Source organism: Pseudomonas sp. NPDC087697 (genome assembly GCF_044743155.1).
GTDB lineage: Bacteria > Pseudomonadota > Gammaproteobacteria > Pseudomonadales > Pseudomonadaceae > Aquipseudomonas.
On the sequence record NZ_JBIUVW010000006.1, the window covers coordinates 169,639 to 189,988 of the forward strand.

The following is a 20,350-nucleotide window of genomic DNA, read 5'->3' on the forward strand; positions in this document are numbered from 1 at the left end:
TCAGCGCACCGACCCGGACGCTACCGAGTTACCGGTAAAGAAGTTCTCGGGCTTGCGCGGGATAACGCTATAGGTTTCGCCGTTCAGGCTTTGCACGACGCTGTACGTCTTGGCCTGCAGGTTGTAGATCACCACTGGCTTCACCACCACCGCCGGGATGGAAGGCACAACGAATGGAAGCACCTGTGACACGCGCCACAGTTTGCCCTCGGCGTCGTAACCATCCACCAGCGAGACCGTCCAGCTGTCTTCATCGATGAAGAATTTGCGCTTGGGCACCGCATGGCGTTTGCCCGCCGCGACAGTGGCCTCCAGCTCCCAGACGCGATGCAGTTCCCAACGCACCTTGTCCGAGTTGAGATGGTTAGCCACAAAGGCGTCGTCGCGTTTTTCGGCGTTGAATTTGTTGTCGTTGTACGGGATGTACAGCTCTTTTTTACCAACCAGTTTCCAGTCGTAACGATCTGGATGGCCGATGAAGCCATGCACTTCATCGAAGTAGTTGGCGCCCGATGCAACGAAGTCTGGTGTGTCATACCCCACGGTAGGAGCACGACGCACGCGGCGCTGACCGACCAGGTATTGCCAGGCTTCCCGCGGTTCTTGCGCATTGATGCTGTCGTGCGTCACCAGCGACTCGCCGGCCTTGAACGGTGGTTCGTTGGTCAGGAACCGCAGCAGCGCATACTGCCCGGACCACTTATCCGCGCTGCCATCTTTGAAGTAGTACGGGTACTGCCAGTTCTCAACACCACGACTGGCCAATGTCCGGGTTCCGTCAGCATTGCCAATGATATTGGCATACCCCATCTGAATGGATTCCGCTTCTACCCGCAGCAGGAAATTCCAGATGACCTCGTTACCGGTTTTCGGGATGGGGAACGGAATACCGCCATAGCAACCTTCCACCGACAACCCGTTACTGGTGGTCTTGCACTTTGTCGCATTGGCGAAGGTGTTTTGATAAACGCTGTCAGGTGCCGCCGCCGTGCGGTGAGTCGGGTAGACATCCAGATGGAAGGTGTCGGGATATTTGGCCAGCAACGCTTTCGTGCCTTCGCTCAACTTGTCCGCGTACTGCGCAGCGTTCTTGGCGGTGATTTGCAGCACCGGTTTCTCGCCCGGAAACGGATCGGCAGGCACATCGCCGAATTTGGCCCCGGCGACCTCCTTGGTCAGCCCGCCGGTCCACGCGGGAATGGAGCCATCGGCATTACCGGCTTTTTCGGCCCCCATGGGCGTCAACGTGGTCTTGAGCTTCGCCGCCTCGTCAGGACTCACCGCCGCAAAGGCAGTGCTGGCACACATTGAGATCGACAGGGTGGAAAGCAGCAGCAGTTTAATTTTTGTCATTATCAGGGCCCGCCTGTTATTTGCTTAAAAGGTTCGCTGGATCGAGAACGCCACGAAATCCCGGTCTTTCATGTTTTGCTGGTAGGAGAACGAGTTGGCGGAGTTGATGACCGGCCCGGCCTCACCGAAGAAGTTGGTGTAGCTCAACGAGGCGTACCACTGCTTCTTGTAATCGGCCTTGAGCCCCAACGTCAGGTCACCGCCATGTTCCGGGCCGAACGCCTGAGGCGTGACCGAAGAACGCCCCGAAGGGTTGTAGCCAATAGTGATCGGGGCTTGAACGTCGATTCCGGGAAAGACCTGGAAGTACTGCGGCTCGAAGGTGAAGCGCAGTGCAAAGGCATCGCGAGTGGTATTGGGATCCAGCTGATCGGCATTTTTGGTCACGCTCAACCGGCGGTTGAACGCCAGTTCACCGACGAAAGAGGCGCCATCCCACAGCGCCGATCCGCCGTAGACGTTGACCATTGACACCTGGGCATGCCACGAGCGCCCGATGGGGTAAGCGGGGTTCGAATCATTGTCGGAATCCAGACCGGTGATGATCGTTCCGCCGACGCCCGCCAACGGTGTATCGAGTCTGATCGACGTTTCCCCGGCAATGTTCGCTTCGCCGACCAGGGTGCTGAAACTGGCGCCGAAGACCTTGATGTCTTCGGGATACACGTTGATGAACGTGTTATCCGCACCCGGCACCAACGCGGCCGGGCGGAAGTAGAACACCGGGGTCTTTTCGTGATATTTGGCGCCGTACAGACCGAACTCCCAGTCCTCGACGGCGAACTTGAGTTGAGCACCGAACTGCCCTGAATTCCTCGCGTCCTTATCCTTGCCGTGGAGCAACTCCCCGGTCGGGAAGAACACCCGCTCCCCGCCTTCACCGACAAAATCCGCACCACTGAAGTAGCTGCCAGCTGCGGGGAGTCGGGTCTTGTTCCACTCGAATTGGTAGTAGGCGCCGACACTGACTTTATCGTTCAGTTGCCAGTTACCGGACACCTGTTTGGTCGGCATCAGAATCTCTTTGAACTGAGACCCGGGCACCGATTGCAACTTCACCAGATCGACCGTGGACTGCGCATTGGCGATGCCGTTGGCACCAAAGAACAGGCTTTCGCCGTAGATTTGCGTGAACTGGCCGAGTCGTCCAGACAACGAGGTACTACCGATTTCCTTCGAGCCATAGACAAAGGCATCGAGGACTTCAGTGCGCTGTTCGTGGATGTGGCGTGTGTCGCTGGTGAACTGATTGTGATCGACGCTCACGGAGTTGGCCGTACCCGGAGAGTCGTTATCGTTGTCATGGCTGTAGACATTGTCGTACCAGGACGCCGCGCTGAGCCGGGCACCGACGTTTTTGTATTTGATGTCGAATTCGGACAGCAAATCCAGGCGATTGGAGATCAGTCCACGAGCAAAATTTCGGTCGCCATCGTCCAGGTTGGGATTGCTGTTGGACGTGCCTGGGCCGGCCGCGACCTTGTGATCGAGTTTGTTCACCCGCCACGCGTTGCTGTACTTGATCGTGTTGTCCCAGGTCGCCGAAAGATCGGGATTGCCGGTGTCGAACTGGAAGGCATGCGATGGCGTTGAAAGGCTCAGCAGCACTGTTGCGCTGACCACGCAGGCGATGCTGGAAACCGGCAACGGGCAGAGCCGCTGGTTGGTTATTTTCATGAAGATGTTCCTGTTTTTTTGTTTTTGTAAAAGGTCATCCACTCGCAGCATTGGCTGCGAATACCACGGGTGTCGCTTATCGCTCCGAGCCTGATTATTTATGCGTATAAATCTATTTACTGCACTTAATCACTCTTTGTGCACAAAAAGTATTCCTGCACAAATTCAAAGTCAAGAGGATTCGGGGGGCACTCAAAGAGCTCGGCGGGATATCGGGAAGGCACGCGCAAGCACGCCGTTCAGAAGAACAGCAGCGGCATGGAGGTAGTTTTAGCGACCGAAGGCCGGACTAGAGCGTCCGGAAGGCTGCTCGATGATTTTGTCCTTGCGACACGGGAAAATTTATGCGCAATCAGGCATTCATTCTTTGCACCAAACGACTTTTTGCGCATAAAATCCGTTTAGTGCAAATTTCAGGATACCCATCATGATCCTCTCCCCCAACAGTCCGCTGATCGACGTCGCCTTGTCGAAGATGAAAAAAGCGATTGTTTGTTGTGAGCTGGCCCCCGGCGAAAAGCTTAAAGTCGCCGAACTGTCCAAAACCTATGGACTCAGCAGTTCGCCTATTCGTGAGGCACTCAATCGACTGACTCAGGACGGAGTCGTCGAAGCCAGTGATAACAAGGGGTTCAGGGTTGCCCCAATTTCCACCACGGACTTTCGCGACATCACACGGATGCGCTGTTTGCTGGAATGTGAGGCGCTGGGCGATGCCATCAAATTCGGCGATGACGCGTGGGAGGCCGATGTGCTGGGCGCGTTTCACCGTTTGAATCTGATTGAGAAAAAGCTGGGAAGTGGTGTCCTCGTACTCGACGATGAGTGGTCTACCCGGCATAAGGCGTTCCACTTCGCGCTGTTCGCGGCCTGTCCATCGCCGCTGATGCTCAAGATGATCGATTCGCTCTTTGACCGGGCAGAACGCTACAGACGCTTCTCTGCCAAACAGCGAATCAGGCAACGGCACAAGGGCAATGAGCATCAAGAACTGATGGACGCTGCTTTGGCACGCGACTCCGACAAAGCAGTGACGCTGCTGCGCAATCACATTCAGGACACCCTGGGCCGTACCGTCGAAGCGATAGAACGCCAACAAGCCACGCTGCAATAGATCAATCGATATCCAAAAAAAGGCCCTTCGCCTCGCCACTGCTTTCGTGGACAGTGCGAAGCGAAGGGCCTGTTGCCTCTTACAGGGTCAGCCCCTGCGCAAACCTGATCGTCGAATCGCAAGCGTCGCCATCAGCCGTTTCAGGCTTCTTGCACCACAGCGCAAGTTCCATCCCCTCCAGCAACTCCATCGCCCAGGCAACAGTCACTGCCCCGCCATACACGTAATGATCGGGCCGCACGATGACCACATTGCAGCCTCGACGCTCAAGCCACTGCGCCAGCAGCCCATCGACCTCTTCGTAATCATCTGCAGTGCGTGGACCTGCCTGTTGCGGGCCGACCAATCGCACGACATGAATGGGCAGGCCTTTAAGCGATTGACTGCTGCGCAGACATCTCAGCAACGCGCTGGCGTCAAACCCGGGGGCAATGACTACCCGAAAGGATTGGCCGGTGAACTCATCCAGCAGCGCCTTCTTGCCTGCATGGTTGATGACCAAAGGCTGTGGAAACAGCTCGCCGGCAGGTGGGACATTGGCGACAAACCCTTGGGACAGCCCTGGAATCAGCGATTGCCGAATGGTGCCTGCCGGATTCTCTGTCATCTGCTGGATCAATCGCGCATCCCGGATCGCGGCTTTCTCGTTGTCACGCTCGCATATCACCCCACCGAACTCTTTGGCCGCCATTGTCGTTTGGCGGACATGAGGAATACGTTCAGTCTGGTAGGTATTGAGGAACGCCGGGGCTGCCAGCCCTTCCTTTACCAGCGCGAGTTTCCAGACCAGGTTCAGCGCATCGCGAATCCCCTGGCACATGCCTTGCGCCAGGAAAGGCGGCGTCATGTGCGCCGCGTCCCCGAGGAAGAACACTCGATCGGATTTCCACTGCTCCAGGATCAGTGCATGGAACCGGTAAGCCGACGCCCGCCACAACTGATAGTCGCCCTCAGGCAACCAGCGGGCGATCAGCTTCTTGATTGCTTCGGGCTGTGAGATTTCCGTCGGTTGTTCGTCAGGATTGATCATGAACTCCCAGCGTCGATGCTGACCCGGCCCGACGACAAACGTACAAGGTCTGGCCAGCTCGCAAAATTGCACGTTGGTCTTCGGCAGATGCTCGCCCGCCCCTTCATTGAGGATCACATCAACCACCAGCCACGGCTCATCGAAGGCCAGATCCTCCATCCTCAGCCCCAGTCGGGTGCGGATCGGGCTGGTGCCGCCATCACACGCCAGCACATAGTCCGCTGTGACCGTACGTTCGGTTCCGTCTTTGGCCCGAATGCGCACATCCGCTTGAGCACCTGTGGAATTGACCGATAGAACCTCTGAACCGAGTTCCACGGTGACAGACTTCAAATCGGCAATTTTACCGCGCAACGCACGCTCGACCGGTGGCTGCGAGAATACATAGTTCGGTGCCCATCCCAGCGCAAAGGGAGGCTTGGCCGCATCAATGCGCTTGATCAGCCGGGAATCGGTAGTTCGGTACTCCGAAGGACGATAAGGCATGACATGCTCGGCGATCTCATTGGCCAGGCCAATATTGCCGAAGACACGCATCACTTCGTGGTCAAAACCCATGGCCCTCGGGTTGGTGTACACCGTTTCGGACTTGTCCACGACGAGAGCATTGAGCCCCCACATGCCAGCCAGATTTGCGCACAGAGCACCCACCGGACCCATTCCAACAATGATGACATCGTAGTCCATCGTCTACTCCGCTTTTTGTTTTTATCCAGTGCGACGTCTGGTTAATGAACAGGCTTTTTGCGCGCCCATCAACCAGCCTTCAACATCCGCAGATCGGGGCGGATTTTCCGTCCCGCTCCCAACGTATCAACCGATTCGAACCCGCTGTTCTTCGATCTTCGCCCGGATGGATTTCTTCCACTCTTCTCGCGTCTGGAAGCCAGGGCGCCGCTTACACATGGCTTCGGTCTGGGCCAGGATGACCTCGGTCGGCAGCTCGAGATCGAGTGGTTCCTTGCACGGTTGTGCGGTGTAGTACGGTGTATCGACATACATTTCGATGGGGTTGCCTTCAGGGTCTTTGAAGTACATCGACCAGGCGTTGCCGTGGTCCACTTGAGCGATCCCCTCAATGCCGCTGCTCTTGGCGAATTGGTAGTAAGTCTTCAGGTCATCCAGCGAGTTCAGCAGAAACGACAACTGATTGATCGGGTTGAAGGGCAGGTCGACGGGTTTGCCATCGAAGAGCACGACCTGGTGATGCAACTCAGGGTTCTGCGTCATGAAAAACAGCCGATGCCCCGTTGAGGCGACACCCTTGTCGCTGACGATGAAGCCTAAGGTACGGCAGTAGAAATCGACCATACGATCGAGGTCTGCGCAAAACACGCCGGAGTGGGTGAAATTGATAGTCGGTAACGCGGGCATGTGGAACCTCCAGTTTTTATGATTGTGTAGAGGACAACGCTTAGGCTTCGTCAATAACGCCGTTCGATAGCGTCCCGATCTCGGTGATCACCACTTCAAAAACATCACCGGGTTTGAGGAAGATCGGTGGATTTCTCTTGAAGCCGATCCCGCTCGGCGTACCGGTTGCCAGAATGTCGCCCGGGTTCCATGCCAGGGCCTTCGACACGTACGAAATCAAATGCGGAATGTCGAAGGCCAACTCTGAAAGACTGCCTTCCTGTAACTGCTCGCCATTGAGTACCCCCCGTACCACCAGCTTACGGTAATCGGAAATTTCCGAAGCTGGAATGAGCCATGGGCCCAATGCACCGGTTTTTCTGAACGTCTTGCCCATGCCGTACTGGTGGGTATGGAACTGCCAATCGCGAACGCTGGCGTCGTTGAAGCAGGTGTAACCCGCGACGTGATCCATCGCATCGGCCGGATCGATATGCGCCCCGCCTTTCCCTATCACCACGGCCAGCTCGGCTTCAAAGTCAAATTGCTCTGACACCTGAGGCCTCACAAGCGGCTCTCCGTGGGGAAGCAAGGTTTCGGCGAAGCGCTGAAAAATCACCGGAAACTCCCCGACCTTTCTGCCCGCCTCTTCGGCGTGGGCCACATAGTTGATGCCGACGCAAATCACCTTCCCGGGATTGGGTATGACGGCTTCCAGCTCGACGCTTGAAAACGGGTAGTCGGGTTGCGCTGTGTCGACGATCTGGCGAGCCTCCTGCATCAGGGCCGGCTCGGCCAGGAAGGATGCGAGATCCGCAACCTGTGCAAAACGACGGGTCAGCTCGACCACACCGTCACCGGACACGGCACCGAAATGGGCCTTCCCCTCTTTACGGTACGAAATCAGCTTCATGTTTTTCTCCTGTTTTTTTGTGCACAAAAACTAATTTCTTGCACCATACATCATTAAATGCATAATGCAAAAGGCCGGTTTAAAAAATAACGAGCTACATAAAGCTCTCGGTTCTGGAGGTTAGGCATGTCGCTTGTGATGATTCGCAAGATCAAACTGGACGTCGAAGAAGTGTTCCACGAAGGCGGGCCTCGCTCGTCGGTCCCACTCAGGATTGCGGTCGCCACCGCCGTGGTCGCCAACCCCTACGCAGGTCAATATGTAGAAGATCTGCTGCCGTTCATGCAGGAGTTGAGAGCGTTAGGGGCACGGCTGTCCGAGCAACTGATCCATGCACTGGGTGGCGCCAGGCATGTACAGGCCTATGGTAAGGGTGCAATCGTGGGCGAAGACGGCGAGTTGGAACACGGTGCTGTCTGGCACGAAGCCGGTGGCTGGGCAATGCGCGAAGCCCTCGGCAATCCGAAGGCGATCGTGCCGGCGGCGAAGACCATCGGCGGCCCCGGATGCCGGGTGATGATCCCGCTCGGGCACATCCAGGCGGCCTATGTTCGCAGCCACTTCGGCGTGGCTGAAATGACCGTATGGGACGGCCCTCGTCGCGGGGAAATCGCTTTTGGTCTAGCCATGGCCACCGGAGGCAGGATTCATGCGCGACTCGGCGGTCTGGCCGCCGCCGAGGTGAAGGGCGAAGACGGGCTGCGTTAGTACCGAAGATTTGAAGCGTGCTCCAGGTTACGTACCACTACAAAAACAATATGTGTGTTGGAGAACATCATGACTGCAAAAACTATGCGCGCCGCACGTCTGTATGAGGGCGGTAAACCCATGGTCATCGAGCAAGTGCCCGCCCCCGAGATTCGCCCTACCGAGGTGCTGGTCAAGGTCAAGGCCTGCGGGATCGTCCCGAACCTGCATAACATCCTCACCAATTGGGTCAAATGGTTCCCGCAGAGCCCATTGCCGAAGCTGCCAGCGATTTTCGGGCTTGACCCGGCAGGCGTCATCGAAGCCGTTGGTGCCCAGGTCTACGACTTCAAGGTCGGCGACCGGGTGTATGTCAACCCGGGCCGGCACTGCGGTTCGTGCCGGGCATGCCGCGCGGGCAACACTGTTGCCTGCACCGCCTACACCTTCAACGGCTACTTCGGGTTTACCGCCAAAAGCCCGCGCATGTTCGAAGACTACCCCTACGGCGGTCTTTGCGAGTACATCCCTGCGCCGCAATACAGCCTGGTCAAACTGCCCGACAACATCAGCTTCGAGACTGCCGCGCGACTGGGTTATCTGGGCACGGCCTACAAAGCATTGATCAAGGCCAACGCTGGCCCCGGCAGCACTGTCCTGATCAACGGGATCAGCGGCACACTCGGCTTGGGCGCCGTCGCCCTGGCACTGGCCATGGGCGTTCGTAAAATTCTCGGCACCGCCAGAAACCAGGATCTGTTCCAGAAGGTGAAGGACCTGGCAGCCCCCGGCCGGATTGAAATTCACACTCTCGGTGCAGTCCCGACCAACCAGTGGGTGAGTGAAGTAACCCATGGCGAAGGTGTCGATGTGGTCATTGATGCCCTCGGCCCGGGTGCGCCGCACGAGAGCTTGACGCAAGCCCTCAAGTCCCTCAATCGCGGCGGACACCTGGTCAACATCGGCGCCATCGCTGGTGACGTTCCCATCGATCTACACTGGATCATGGACAACGACATTCAGATCAGCGGCTCGGCCTGGTTCACCACAGGACAAGGGCAAGCCATGGCCGATATGGTTGAATCCGGGGTGCTGGACCTTTCGTTCTTTGAGCACACAGCCTTCAATCTGGAAGACGTCAACAACGCGATTACCGGTATCGAAAACCGCCATGGCGGCTTCAGCAATTACGTTATCTGTCCTTGATTAAACGCAGCGAGTGGAGCGCTATACCCTCCTCTCGCTGCCCTCTTTGACTGCTCGCTGAGTAATCCACATGAAAATAAGAAGAATCGTGACCGGCCACGACGAACAGGGCAACTCCGTGTTCGTTTCAGACGACTTCGCCCCGAGAGCCCAGTGCTTTGCCTCCATTCCGGGGCACGCGATGGCACAGCTGTGGACGACCCCTGCCCATCCGGCGCTCGTCGAAAAAGGACGCGACCCAACGCTTGATCACGCTTCGCTGATTCCTCCTCAGGGAGGTACGAGCATCGCCATGTTTGATTTTCCACCGGACACTGTCATGCAGAATCCCGTCGATGGCGTCCAGGCCTTTACCGAGCTGAGCGCTGCACTACCTGGCCTGATAGAAAGCTTCGAGCCGGACCATCCGGGCATGCACACCACCGCCACCATTGATTACGGAATTATTCTGGAAGGTGAGATGTGGCTAGAGCTGGATAACGGTGAGAGCCGTCTGATCAAGGCAGGCGACATCGTGATTCAAAATGGCACGCGGCACGCGTGGCGCAACAAAAGTGACCGGATTGCCCGGGCACTGTTTGTGATGATCGGTGTGTCACTTCAAGAGAAACAGGCTGTGTAGTTTTTAATTTTTCATCTCTCTGGCTCAAGGAGTTTTATGGCTACCGTCGCGCATCAACTACTCGGTATTTCAGGCAGCCTGCGTTCACAGTCAACGAACACTGCCGTCCTCAAGACCCTTTCCAATCGATTGGGTGATCAGGCCCAAATGAGTCTCTTCGCGCTGAGCGACATCCCCCCGTACAACGCTGATCTCGAAGCGGATACGCTGCCTGAATCAGTGGCGGCGCTGAAAGAGGCCATCGCCCATGCCGATGGCTTGATCATCTGCTCGCCTGAATACAACTATGGTATCTCCGGTGTTCTTAAAAATGCGCTGGATTGGGCGTCTCGCCCTGGGTTCAATTCGCCGTTGAAAAACAAACCAGTGCTGATCATGACCTCTTCACCCGGCGTGCTCGGCGGGGTGCGCGCCCAGTCTCAACTGCGTGAAACGCTTTCGGCCACGCTTTCCAGAGTGATCAGTTGCCCCCAGATCGTCATTCCAGGGATCAATCAAAAAATCCAGGACGGCAGATTCGTCGACGAAGCAACGATCGAGTTCATGCTCGCCGCCGTCGATCATTTGATCGTTGAAATCAACCTCGTTGCTTAACCGCCCAGCAATAAAAACGGTTTAACGAACTGCGGCGCGATCAGCTTCACCCGAAATCCGCGAGCCTGTAGTTGTCGCGCCCAATGATGGGCCCCATTGAAATACGCTCTTGGCCAGGTCGATCCCAATGCACATACAGTCGAAGAGCTTGCGGCGGGTCTGTTCAGATCTACTTGGCCAGTTCACTGACGCGCCTACCCATGCAGCGTGCCAGTGATATCTGTGTGCCGCTGCCGCATAACTGGCAATCGATGTCCGCCGCTTTAAAGCTGATTGTTCATCGCCATTGCCACAAAGCGAGTATCGAAGCGCAGCTTGATATTGTCTTTATTGCCCAAAGTCGAACCATCGGCGAACTGCATGCCAACTTCATCGGCGCTTGTTACGCCCTGACCCAGCAGTCCCTTGGAGAAGGAGAACTGGCGGACTTTGTCCATTGTGTCGCGCAGGCTGGCGGCCCTGGCGAAGGTTAAGGCACTGCCAGGGGTATAGAACAGCATGGTCTGGGTCAGTTGCGCTTCATAGCCGGCCAGGTCTGTGCCGGAGCGCTCGGCCATGGACGTGCGGGCGGCCTTGGCAAAGTCACTGTCGCCGGACATCAACTGGAGCGTCTCGAACCAGGCACCAACCAGCGCCTTGCCCAACTCGGGATTAGCCTCCAGCACTTGGGTGTTGACGGCCATCATATCGATGATCTCGCCTGGGATCTGTTTGGAGTTGAACACCTCCACCGCGCCAGGGTTCTGCTTGAGCACCATGCTTAGCTGCGGGTTCCAGAGCGCAGCAGCGGTCACGTCCGGTGTCGTGAACGACGCCACCGCGTCTGCATCAGAGGTGTTCATTATCTTGATGTCACGCTGGGTCATACCATTGATGTCCAGCGCCCGCGCCATCAGGTAATCCGAAACCGACAGTTCCACCAGGTTGACCTGCTGGCCCTTGATATCGGCGAAGCGCTTGCCCGACTTCAGCACGATCGCGTCATTACCATTGGAGTAATCCCCCAGAATCAGGCCGGTGGTATCGACCCCATTGGCGCCCGGGATCGTCAGGGCATCCATGTTCGTCATGCCACAAGCGTCGAATGCACCGGCCGTATACTGATTGATTGACTCGATGTAATCGTTGAGCTGCACAAGCTCGATCTTGATCCCGTACTTTTTCGCCCACTTGTCGATGATGCCGTGCTCACTGGCATAGCCCCATGGCATCCACCCCGAATAGATGGACCAGGCCACCTTGAAGTCATGCTTTTTTTCCACCGCACCGGCCCCTGCGGACAGGAAAAACAGGGCGACTAGAACAGCGAAGCCTTTTTGCAACACGCACGATAATGCCTTCATGGAAACCTCACGGAGTCTGAACAATGATGACGCAACGAATTTAGAACAACGCTTGGGTGTAGCGGCTAAGCGTGGGCGATTCCTGCTCGTACCACCTAGCGGCCTCGGCCGTGAAGGCCGTGGATTGCGCGAAGCCGATATCGACTTCCAGGGTATCGATGGCAAACAGCCGATGCCGCTCGATCCCGTCAATGACCAAAAACTGCTGTAGGTACCCCGCGTCTGGCAGCAGTTCGAATCCGTCCATGGGCATCAACGGTTGATGCAGGCGCCGGGCCAGGGTTGAAAGCATGACGTCATAGCTACCGGTCAGGCTGCCCTGGGCGACCGACGCTTCGAAGTTGAACGCCTGCGCAAGCCAAGTCGGGTCGTCCAAATGGTCGAGGAGCTGCTCGCGCAACTGGCGGCACTCGGGGTCTGTGGCCAAGGGTGCTGCGCGGCCCAACACCATGGCGGCGTGATCGCCGCAAACGATCACACCGCCGCCACGATGATGCACCACGCCACTGCCAGGCTCCTTGTCCTCGATCAGCCGCAGCCCGATTAAGGCGCCTGGGCCCGAGGACTGCAAGCGCCAGTCCTCAACGTATGCGGCGCTGGGCGCAAACTCGATCATGCAGTTACCAATCCGCTGAAGTACCGCAGGTTCGGGCCAGCGGTTATGCAACTGGAACGAGGTTGCGTCCTGCCAGGCGAGGGTTTCGCCCTCCCAGACGCTACGCGCTTCCCATCCCTCGTAATTGGCCAGAGTATAAAATTCGGCGGGACTACAGTCGCTCAGCGGTTTGGCCCCGACCTGCTGCGCCTCCAACGGTAGGCGCACATCAAGGGTAAAGTTACGGCTCTGAAACCAGCAGACGTGGGTGCGCAGGTCTGTCTGGCCGTCTGCGAAACTGATGGTCTTGCGTTTGTAGTAACCCAGCATCCAGTCGGGCACGCCTTGCGCGGGGCGTTGCGGGTGGTGGTTGAGTATTTCGATAAGGTGCATATCAGGCCTCCTGCGTCTTGGCTTTGCGGCCGAACGAGGAAAGCTCCTTGGCACTGGAAGGCAGGCTGAGATCACCGGCAGCCAGGCGCTGCTTGAGGTAGCGAAACGTCTGCGCCGTTTGCGCATAAATGTGTTCGCCACACACCAAGGGTTCGTAACTACCGGGAAGCAGCGGATCAACCTCCACGACAGGCTGGATCAAGGTGTCGTAATCACAGGCACAGAACAGCGGGAACGCATACCGCTCGTTCGCCAGCTTGCGCACGCGGTGGGCGGTGGCCACGTACTGACCATTACTCAGCACTTCCATCATGTCGCCGATGTTGATGACGAACGCACCCTCGATCAGCGGCACGTCGATCCATTCTCCCACACCATTGAGTACCTCCAGGCCCGGTGCCGTGGGCAGCAGGATGGTGAAGCATTCATAGTCGGTGTGCGCACCGATGCCCGGTCGGTCGACGGGAGCATCGGGAGAAAATGGGTAATGAATCAGCCGCAGTTGACTGGGCGGGGTATTGACGAAGCGCGTGAAGGTATCTTCAGCTAGCCCCAGAGCCAGCGCAAAGCCGCGAAACAGCGTCAGGCTGAGGTCGAACACGGCATCGTAGTAGGCCTTGATGTCCTGCTTGAACCCTGGCAGCGATGGCCATTGATTAGCGCCCAGCATCGGACGCCTACCGGCTTGCTGCGTGTAGTCGAAGCCCACGTCATAGGCTTCCTTGTGGTCGATACTACCCTCCACGAACTGCTCTTCGCCTTCAGGCACATAACCACTGTGGTTACTTGAATGGCCGATGTAATCCTGCATCTTTTGCGATAGGGACTGGGCAAAATACGCTTGGGTCCGATCTTTGAGCCGCGCGATAACCGCCTGGCTGACACCGTGCCCGGTAACATACAGAAACCCTGCCTGGGACGCAGCTTCACCGAGTGCGGCAGCGGTTTCGATACGATCCATTTTGCAGACAGAAAACATACCCGAGATGTCGACCACAGGAAGGGATTTGAATGCGCAATGACGGACGTTGCCACGGAAAGCGGACGGCATAAGTAACCTCATGATTGTTAATCAAAATGTCACCTGGTCGTCCAGATAGTTGCTAGCCCGAGGGCCTCCGGGTCGTCCCGGAATTGAGCACTTATATGTGCAGGAAAGATTCAGCAAAGGTTGTGCCAATCTCCTTAAATCGAATTAAATTCTTGAAGAAGATATCTATATGTTTTACAGGTGTTTTTTTGATCCTCCCCTCTCATCTTGTCATTACCCTACCCAATGCGCACCAATACATCTCTTCATGCGCACTGATATAGCGCACACCCGTCCAGTAATGCAGATTGCTCGTAGGGGTTGATGCCTTTGGCAACCAAGGCACACACCTCATCACGTCGCGCCCGGGGTACGTTGTAATCGATGCGCAGCCACTAGATCGCACACAACCGTACCGCTACGCCCCCGTCAGATCGAGCGACGCACGCATGAATACAAACGCCCCGGCACGGCCAGTCTGCATACGACTTTTGACATGTTGACAGACCAGACTTTCAGGCGGATAACCCAGCGCCGCCAGGCCAAAGAGTTTCTGGCCGCCCTGCAACAGATCGACCGTGTTTGATCTGCATATAATCCTGGACAACAGCTCGGCTCAAAAAACTCTGGCCATCAAGCGATGGTTGGAGAAGCTTGCGCGTTTCAAGCTGCATTCGCGCCGATCAGCGCTTCCTGGCTGAGCGCAGTGGAAGGCCGTTTCGCACAGCAGGCAATGCAGACACTGTGTCGCGGTGTCCTTCATCAATGTGGCCGAACTGAGAGCGGTTATTCGCCAATTTATCAAGGTCCACAATGACCTTTCGGCTAAGCCCAGCAGGTGGAAATAAGATAGCTGTATCAATTTCCAGCTCTATAAAAAAGCAAATTGGGGGCGATTCATATTGAGCGAAGTACAGATGATGCTATCTACTGAACTGGATACCTTAGACGCGCAGACGGCCCAACCTCAGCTGTTCCAGGCCACCTTTGACCTAGTGTCCTCCGCCTTGGTTCTGCTCGATGGCCAGGGACGGATGTTGAAGATCAATGGCGCGTTTGCCGAACTATTCGGCTATGCCCTACCGGAGTTGTTCGGCAAACCATTCCTCAATCTGCTTCAGTGTACCGATCGAGAAAACCTGCAGGCGCTACACGGCCCAGGCATACCGGCCTGCCTCACTGACCTGCCGCTTGAACTGCGCTTTCGGCGCAAGGATGACAGTCTGCTGCACGGACGCAGCAAGCTGGTTGCCGTCGGCACACTATTACTCGGCGAAGTCGTTCCGCTCGAAGTCCCCCAGAGCCTGGACAAGCGCTTGGAGCAAGATCAGTGGTTGCAACGGATTGTCGAAACCGCCCCCGGCATCATCGGCACCTTTCGCCTGGACAACGACGGCAAGGTCTCCACACCCTGGGCCTCGCCTGGCTACGAAGAATACTATGGCGTAACTACGGACGAACTGAAGCGGGACAGCAGCATTCTATTCGAGCGCATCCACCCTGAGGATGTCGCACGGGTTCAAGAATCGATCGAGGAATCGGCACGCACACTACGCCCTTGGCAATGCGAATACCGGGTAAACCATCCGCTAAAGGGCGATATCTGGCTCGAGGGTCACTCCAAGCCGACTCTAGAGGCGGACGGTGCGGTTCTCTGGTTCGGTTTCTTGCACGACATCAGCGAGCGCAAACGCATCGAACAGGCTCTGCTGGAAAGCGAGGAGCGGTTCCGCCTGGCCTTCGAATCTGCCGCCATCGGCATGGCCCTGCTGGCTCTCGACGGTCGCTGGCTGCGCGTCAACCGTTACCTCTGCGAGCTGCTCGGCCGCAGTGAGGTCGAATTGCTGCAGACCTTCAGCCAAGCCCTGACCCACCCGGACGATCTGTCCTGGGAACTCGCCTGCGGCCAGCGCCTGATGACTGGTGACGCCCCTTACCTGCGCCTGGAAAAGCGCTACCGGCACCACGACGGCCAGTACCTTCGGGTGCAACTGACCGCCAGCGCGATACGCTCCAGAGACGGCGCCCCGCTGTATTTCGTCGTCCAGATCGAAGACCTCAGCCGCCTCCTTGAAGCCGAGGAGCGCCTCTCCCTGATGGACTTCGCCCTCAGTCATGTGCATGAGGCCGCCTACCTGATCGACAAGCAGGCCCGCTTCCGCTACGTCAACGATGAAGCCTGCCGAAGATTGGGTTACAGCCGTGAAGAACTACTGCGCATGACGTTAGCCGAATTAGATCCTGACTGGACCAACGAGCAGGTACTCGAAGGTTGGCGCAACAATTCAGAACGCCCTCCCGAGATCATCGAGAGCCGTCACCGAACCAGGGACGGCCGTATCTTCCCGGTCGAGATCAGCGTCACTTACATCGAACTCGGCGGTCAGAACTACAACTTGGCGCTGGCTCGTGACATCACTGAACGCAGGCGTCTGCAAGCTGTCCAGTGGGACAACGAAAAGCGCTACAGAGAAGTCTTCGACTACTCGTCGGATTGTCTCTTTCTGTTGGAAGTGACTGCGGATCATCGGTTTCGCTACATCGAGATCAATACCGCGTTCGAACGATCGTCGGGGTTCTGTCGCAAGCAGTTGATCGGCCGCTACGTCGGCGAATCGAGCGGTGTAGAAACGTCGCGCAAGGTACTCGCTCAGCTCAACCACTGTCTTGCGAGCGGAAAGAATATCGAATGGGAAGATGAACTTGAGCTACCTGCCGGGCTCATCGCCATCCACTCGACCTTCATTCCCGTACGCGACGAGCAGGGTTACATCTATCGCATCGTCGGAGTCAGCCGCGACATCACCGAGCGCAAGCAGATGGAATCCCGCCTGCTGACCAGCGAGCAGCAGTTCCGCGCACTGGCAGAGAACTCGCTGAACCTGATCATCCGCTACGACCTGAATTGCCGGCGCACCTACATCAACCCGGCCTTCGAGCGGGAGACCGGCATCCCTGCCACCCAAGCGTTGCAGCTCCGGCTCGAAGACAGCTGGAGCCCGGACATGCCGGTGACCGAATACCTGGCACTACTGCGTCAAGTGATTTCCACCGGAGAACCTTTGGAAACCGTTCTGGAGTGGCCATATCCGGAAAACGGAGAGATCGTCGCACATGCCATGCAGCTGATCGCCGAACGCGGCGTGGATGGCACGGTGGTCAGCGTCCTGGCCAAGGGATACAACATCACCGCACTGAAACGCCACGAACGCCTGGAAGAGGCTCGACTGTGTATTTTCGAGCGACTGGCACAGGGCGCCCCGCTGCCGGAAGTTTTAGCGCTGGTTACCAAATATATTGAGCAGGCACGCCCGGACTTCCTGGCCAGCATCATGCTGGTGGACGATGAAGGCCGCTTCCTGCTCCTCGGCTCGGCACCCCGCCTGCCGCCCGACTACCAAAAAGCGCTTGGTCGCATCGAGATCGGCGAAGGCATCGGCATTTGCGGCACCGCTGCCTGGCGCGGCACCACGGTCATCGCCGAGGATCTGGCCTCGCATCCCTACTGCGACGCTTTCCGCGAACTGGCCGTCAAAGCCGGGCTGCGGGCCTGCTGGTCGGAGCCGATCAAGGACTCCGCCGGCAAGGTCCTGGGTACCTTCTGCAACTATTTGCGCCAACCGGGGCTGCCGACGGACGACGACCTCAAACTGGTTCATCAGGCCAGCCACCTGGCCGCCATCGCCATTGAGCGCAAACGTGCCGAGACATTACTGCTTGAGAGCGAACAACGTTACCGGGAAATTTTCGATACCTCCCTGGATTCCCTGTTTTTACTGGAGGTGACCCAGGAAAGCCGCTTCCGCACCATTGAGGTCAATCCGGCCTTCGAACGTAGCATAGGCATCGGTCGTGCCAAACTGATCGGCAAGAACATCGAGCAAACGCTACGGCCACATATCGCTGCTGCTACCATCGCCAAGTTTCAACGCTGCGTGGATAGCGGTGCTCCGCTCGACGAGGAAGTGGAACTTGATCTGCCCACCGGACAACTGACCTTTCAATCGACGCTGATCCCTGTGCGCAGCGCTTCCGGGCGTATCCAGAGAATCGTCGGTATTGCCCGCGACATCACCGAACGCAAATACGCGGAACGAGTCCTGCACGCCCGCGAACAGGAGTTCCGCGCCCTGGTGGAGAACACCCCCGACGTCATTACCCGCTTCGACTCGCAGTGCCGCTTCCTGTATGCCAACCCAGCGGCGCAAAGCTTGCTCGACCGGCCGCTGGCCCACCTGCTCGGCAAGACCTGCGGCGAGGCATTGCCCAGCTCGAATGCAGCGCGATCCTTTCAACGCAAGCTTGAACAAATCATCCGAATCGGCAAAGCCACCGAAGAGGAGTTCGCCCTTGACGCCCTGGTTGGACAAGGCGCAGAGGCCGCCTGCTACCAGATCCGCCTGGTGCCCGAACGCGATAAACATGGGTTGATCGTCAGCATTCTCGCGGTCGGTCGCAACGTCAGTGCCATGCGTGCAGCCGAGCGGCGCCTGAAGGAGTCCCATGCGCAATTGCGTCAGCTATCCAGCCACCGGGAAACCACGCGCGAAGAGGAGCGCAAGCGTATCGCCCGGGAAGTCCACGACGAGCTAGGACAGCAGCTCACAGCCCTACGCATGGGCATTTCACTGCTGCGCCTACAATTCGGCAACGACCATCCGCTGCTCGTTGAGCGAGTTCAGGCGCTGATGACGCGGGTCGACGAAACCATTCAGGTTGTTCGCAACGTCGCCACCAGCCTGCGCCCCTCCGCGCTCGACATGGGCCTGACCTCGGCGCTCGAATGGCTGGTTTCCGAGTTTTCGCAAAACACCGGCATTCACTGCCGACTTAGAGCACCATCGGCTCGATTGGAACTCGACGACGAGCGTGCCACCGCGACTTTCCGGGTGATCCAGGAGTCCCTGACCAATGTCGCCCGCCATGCCCAGGCAAGCCGGGTGGATATCCACCTGGAGCGAAGTGCCGAGCACGTCCTGATCGAAGTTCGCGACAACGGCAAGGGCTTCGATCCAGCGCAACGGCCCAAAGGTACGCTCGGAATGCTCGGCATGCGCGAGCGCGGGCACATGCTCGGCGGGACCGTTACCGTAGACAGCGCCCCTGGGCAGGGGGCTCGTGTGCGGGTGAGCATCCCCTTTCAGGTAGGCCCGGAGGCCCCATGATCCAACTGATGATCGCCGACGATCACGCCATCTTCCGGATGGCTGCTTCTTCCGCGAACGGTGCAATTTGTGCACCGCCGGCTGCGAAAAGCCTCAAGCCTTGCTTGGAGATGAGCAGCAGCGAAAGGTGCCACGTCCAAAGCTGATAATTGTCGGAAGGCAGTTATTCCAGCACTCTGGATACAGAGTTCGACTCGGGAAATGTACCCATCGATAGTCCCCGACTGACGTCGAGTAAGGTGATGGATTGGTCGTCAGTCTTAAATGTACCAATGGTGAAGCCGCTACGAATATCCGCTTGCTGAATGAGTGGCGGTGCGATGCTCGACGGGGCAATGTTCAATATTGTGCTGATGGCATCCACCTTAACGCCGATCATTTGCGGATGCACATCGTGGCTCAACACTAGAATGACGATGAGGGTACTCTGATTGACTTCGGTTGGTTCCCCGCCGAAATGCGTACTCAGATCGATCACCGGAACCACCGAACCGCGTAGATTGATCGCCCTGCGGATCTTCCACGGTCTGTCCCGTTCGATGATGAGCCTGCTGGCTTCTACCACTTCTTTAACGGCGCGAATACTCACCGCGAACAGTTCATCACCTAGAAAAAATGGAAGGTATCGTCTGATTTGTGATGAGCTATCTACATTTTCCATCTTCAGCAATGGAGCGGTGTTGTGGCGATCAAAAGTCTGCGCTGCTACTTGCAGGCGCAGGGAAATCTCGACCAGCTCGCGCATCTTGACCGATACCTCGACCAGGTCTTGTTTGCCATTGTCCGTACCCGACACTTCGTTGGTGGACCCAAGTGTCAACAAGTTGGTCTGATAGCCCGTTTCTCCTCTCCCGACGTTGTTCTCTGTTGTTATCAACCCCTTCTTACCCTCGCCGCGGTGTCCGGAGGGAAACGACAGGGCTGATGCAGTGGTTTTATCCAGAGCAGTTTCCTGCCTGGTTTCCAGGATGGTTTTGCTGACATTTTCCATGTCACTGCATCCGTGACTGGGTCGCTCAGCCACATTACGTTTGAGTGACGTCTGCTCATTGGGCTCTACCTCGACAAACCGTTTTATGGGGAGGCGAGATCGACACAAGTAAATGCTCAAAGTAGCGAGTACCACGATGCCGAAGAGAATGATTAATATCAGCGAAGTAGAGAGGTGATGCATATTGATGAAGGATGCCTCATCGGGCGCTACGCCGAGAGGTTGTTGCAATCGGGAGATACTCATGTCGGATATTTTTTTGCTCAGGTATTGGACATGCCGAG

The 20,350-nt window shown here is 57.2% G+C and carries 16 protein-coding genes and 1 pseudogene; 8 read left to right on the top strand and 9 right to left on the bottom strand.

From position 1 onward, the window contains the following. Together ACIPIN_RS07195 and ACIPIN_RS07200 are read right to left on the bottom strand one after the other, a co-directional pair. Entirely contained in the window at positions 1-1,353 is a 1,353-nt protein-coding gene (locus tag ACIPIN_RS07195; RefSeq protein WP_401117030.1) for a DUF1329 domain-containing protein, read from the bottom strand. 24 nt (positions 1,354-1,377) lie between these two features. Then, a complete protein-coding gene (locus ACIPIN_RS07200) occupies positions 1,378-3,030 on the bottom strand; it encodes a DUF1302 domain-containing protein (RefSeq protein WP_401117032.1) in 1,653 nt (550 codons plus the stop codon). 475 nt (positions 3,031-3,505) lie between these two features. Here ACIPIN_RS07200 and ACIPIN_RS07205 point away from each other — a divergent pair, with 475 nt between their 5' ends. Continuing rightward, a complete protein-coding gene (locus ACIPIN_RS07205; RefSeq protein WP_401117075.1) occupies positions 3,506-4,144 on the top strand; it encodes a GntR family transcriptional regulator in 639 nt (212 codons plus the stop codon). Positions 4,145-4,223: 79 nt separating this feature from the next. Here ACIPIN_RS07205 and ACIPIN_RS07210 read toward each other — a convergent pair whose 3' ends face one another. The 3 genes from ACIPIN_RS07210 to ACIPIN_RS07220 all read right to left on the bottom strand — a co-directional run bounded on the left by ACIPIN_RS07210 (position 4,224) and on the right by ACIPIN_RS07220 (position 7,440). Beyond that, positions 4,224-5,861 (bottom strand): bifunctional 3-(3-hydroxy-phenyl)propionate/3-hydroxycinnamic acid hydroxylase, encoded by a 1,638-nt coding sequence (locus ACIPIN_RS07210; protein ID WP_401117034.1) that lies wholly within the window; start codon positions 5,859-5,861, stop codon positions 4,224-4,226. 126 nt (positions 5,862-5,987) lie between these two features. Then, positions 5,988-6,548: a VOC family protein gene (locus ACIPIN_RS07215; protein ID WP_401117036.1), complete on the bottom strand. Its 561-nt coding sequence runs from the start codon at positions 6,546-6,548 to the stop codon at positions 5,988-5,990. A 40-nt stretch (positions 6,549-6,588) separates the two neighbouring features. Further along, positions 6,589-7,440, bottom strand: coding sequence for a fumarylacetoacetate hydrolase family protein (locus ACIPIN_RS07220; RefSeq protein ID WP_401117038.1), 852 nt, complete (start codon positions 7,438-7,440; stop codon positions 6,589-6,591). A 126-nt stretch (positions 7,441-7,566) separates the two neighbouring features. Between ACIPIN_RS07220 and ACIPIN_RS07225 the strand changes: the two genes are divergently transcribed. The 4 genes from ACIPIN_RS07225 to ACIPIN_RS07240 all read left to right on the top strand — a co-directional run bounded on the left by ACIPIN_RS07225 (position 7,567) and on the right by ACIPIN_RS07240 (position 10,549). Continuing rightward, positions 7,567-8,148, top strand: a complete 582-nt coding sequence (locus tag ACIPIN_RS07225) for an amino acid synthesis family protein (protein WP_401117040.1) — start codon at positions 7,567-7,569, stop codon at positions 8,146-8,148. A 69-nt stretch (positions 8,149-8,217) separates the two neighbouring features. Next, positions 8,218-9,333, top strand: coding sequence for an alcohol dehydrogenase catalytic domain-containing protein (locus tag ACIPIN_RS07230; RefSeq protein ID WP_401117042.1), 1,116 nt, complete (start codon positions 8,218-8,220; stop codon positions 9,331-9,333). A gap of 70 nt (positions 9,334-9,403) precedes the next feature. Next, on the top strand, positions 9,404-9,955 hold the full coding sequence (locus tag ACIPIN_RS07235) for a cupin domain-containing protein (protein WP_401117044.1): 552 nt from the start codon (positions 9,404-9,406) through the stop codon (positions 9,953-9,955). A gap of 36 nt (positions 9,956-9,991) precedes the next feature. Next, the gene (locus ACIPIN_RS07240) at positions 9,992-10,549 is read left to right on the top strand and encodes an NADPH-dependent FMN reductase (protein WP_401117046.1); all 558 of its coding nucleotides are present in this window, start codon (positions 9,992-9,994) and stop codon (positions 10,547-10,549) included. 263 nt (positions 10,550-10,812) lie between these two features. Here the strand turns inward: ACIPIN_RS07240 and ACIPIN_RS07245 are convergent, their stop codons facing one another. From ACIPIN_RS07245 to ACIPIN_RS07255, 3 genes are read right to left on the bottom strand one after another with little or no spacing between them, the layout of a single operon-like run. Next, positions 10,813-11,892, bottom strand: coding sequence for a putative urea ABC transporter substrate-binding protein (locus tag ACIPIN_RS07245; protein WP_401117048.1), 1,080 nt, complete (start codon positions 11,890-11,892; stop codon positions 10,813-10,815). Between the two features lie 40 nt (positions 11,893-11,932). Further along, on the bottom strand, positions 11,933-12,880 hold the full coding sequence (locus ACIPIN_RS07250; RefSeq protein WP_401117049.1) for a hypothetical protein: 948 nt from the start codon (positions 12,878-12,880) through the stop codon (positions 11,933-11,935). Between the two features lies 1 nt (position 12,881). Next, positions 12,882-13,931, bottom strand: coding sequence for an isopenicillin N synthase family dioxygenase (locus ACIPIN_RS07255; RefSeq protein WP_401117051.1), 1,050 nt, complete (start codon positions 13,929-13,931; stop codon positions 12,882-12,884). A gap of 367 nt (positions 13,932-14,298) precedes the next feature. On the opposite strand from ACIPIN_RS07255, the pseudogene ACIPIN_RS07260 reads away from it, so the two are divergent. The 3 genes and pseudogenes from ACIPIN_RS07260 to ACIPIN_RS07270 all read left to right on the top strand — a co-directional run. Continuing rightward, positions 14,299-14,816 (top strand): annotated as a pseudogene (locus ACIPIN_RS07260) (transposase); the annotation flags it as partial. 11 nt (positions 14,817-14,827) lie between these two features. Further along, entirely contained in the window at positions 14,828-19,075 is a 4,248-nt protein-coding gene (locus tag ACIPIN_RS07265) for a PAS domain S-box protein (protein ID WP_401117053.1), read from the top strand. Then, the gene (locus ACIPIN_RS07270) at positions 19,072-19,221 is read left to right on the top strand and encodes a hypothetical protein (RefSeq protein ID WP_401117055.1); all 150 of its coding nucleotides are present in this window, start codon (positions 19,072-19,074) and stop codon (positions 19,219-19,221) included. Before ACIPIN_RS07265 ends, ACIPIN_RS07270 begins: the two co-directional genes overlap by 4 nt. 17 nt (positions 19,222-19,238) lie before the next feature. On the opposite strand, the gene ACIPIN_RS07275 is transcribed toward ACIPIN_RS07270, so the two are convergent. Further along, positions 19,239-20,066 carry a chemotaxis protein CheW gene (locus tag ACIPIN_RS07275; RefSeq protein ID WP_401117057.1) on the bottom strand — a complete coding sequence of 276 codons (828 nt, stop codon included), beginning with the start codon at positions 20,064-20,066 and terminating at the stop codon, positions 19,239-19,241. Positions 20,067-20,350 lie beyond the last annotated feature (284 nt).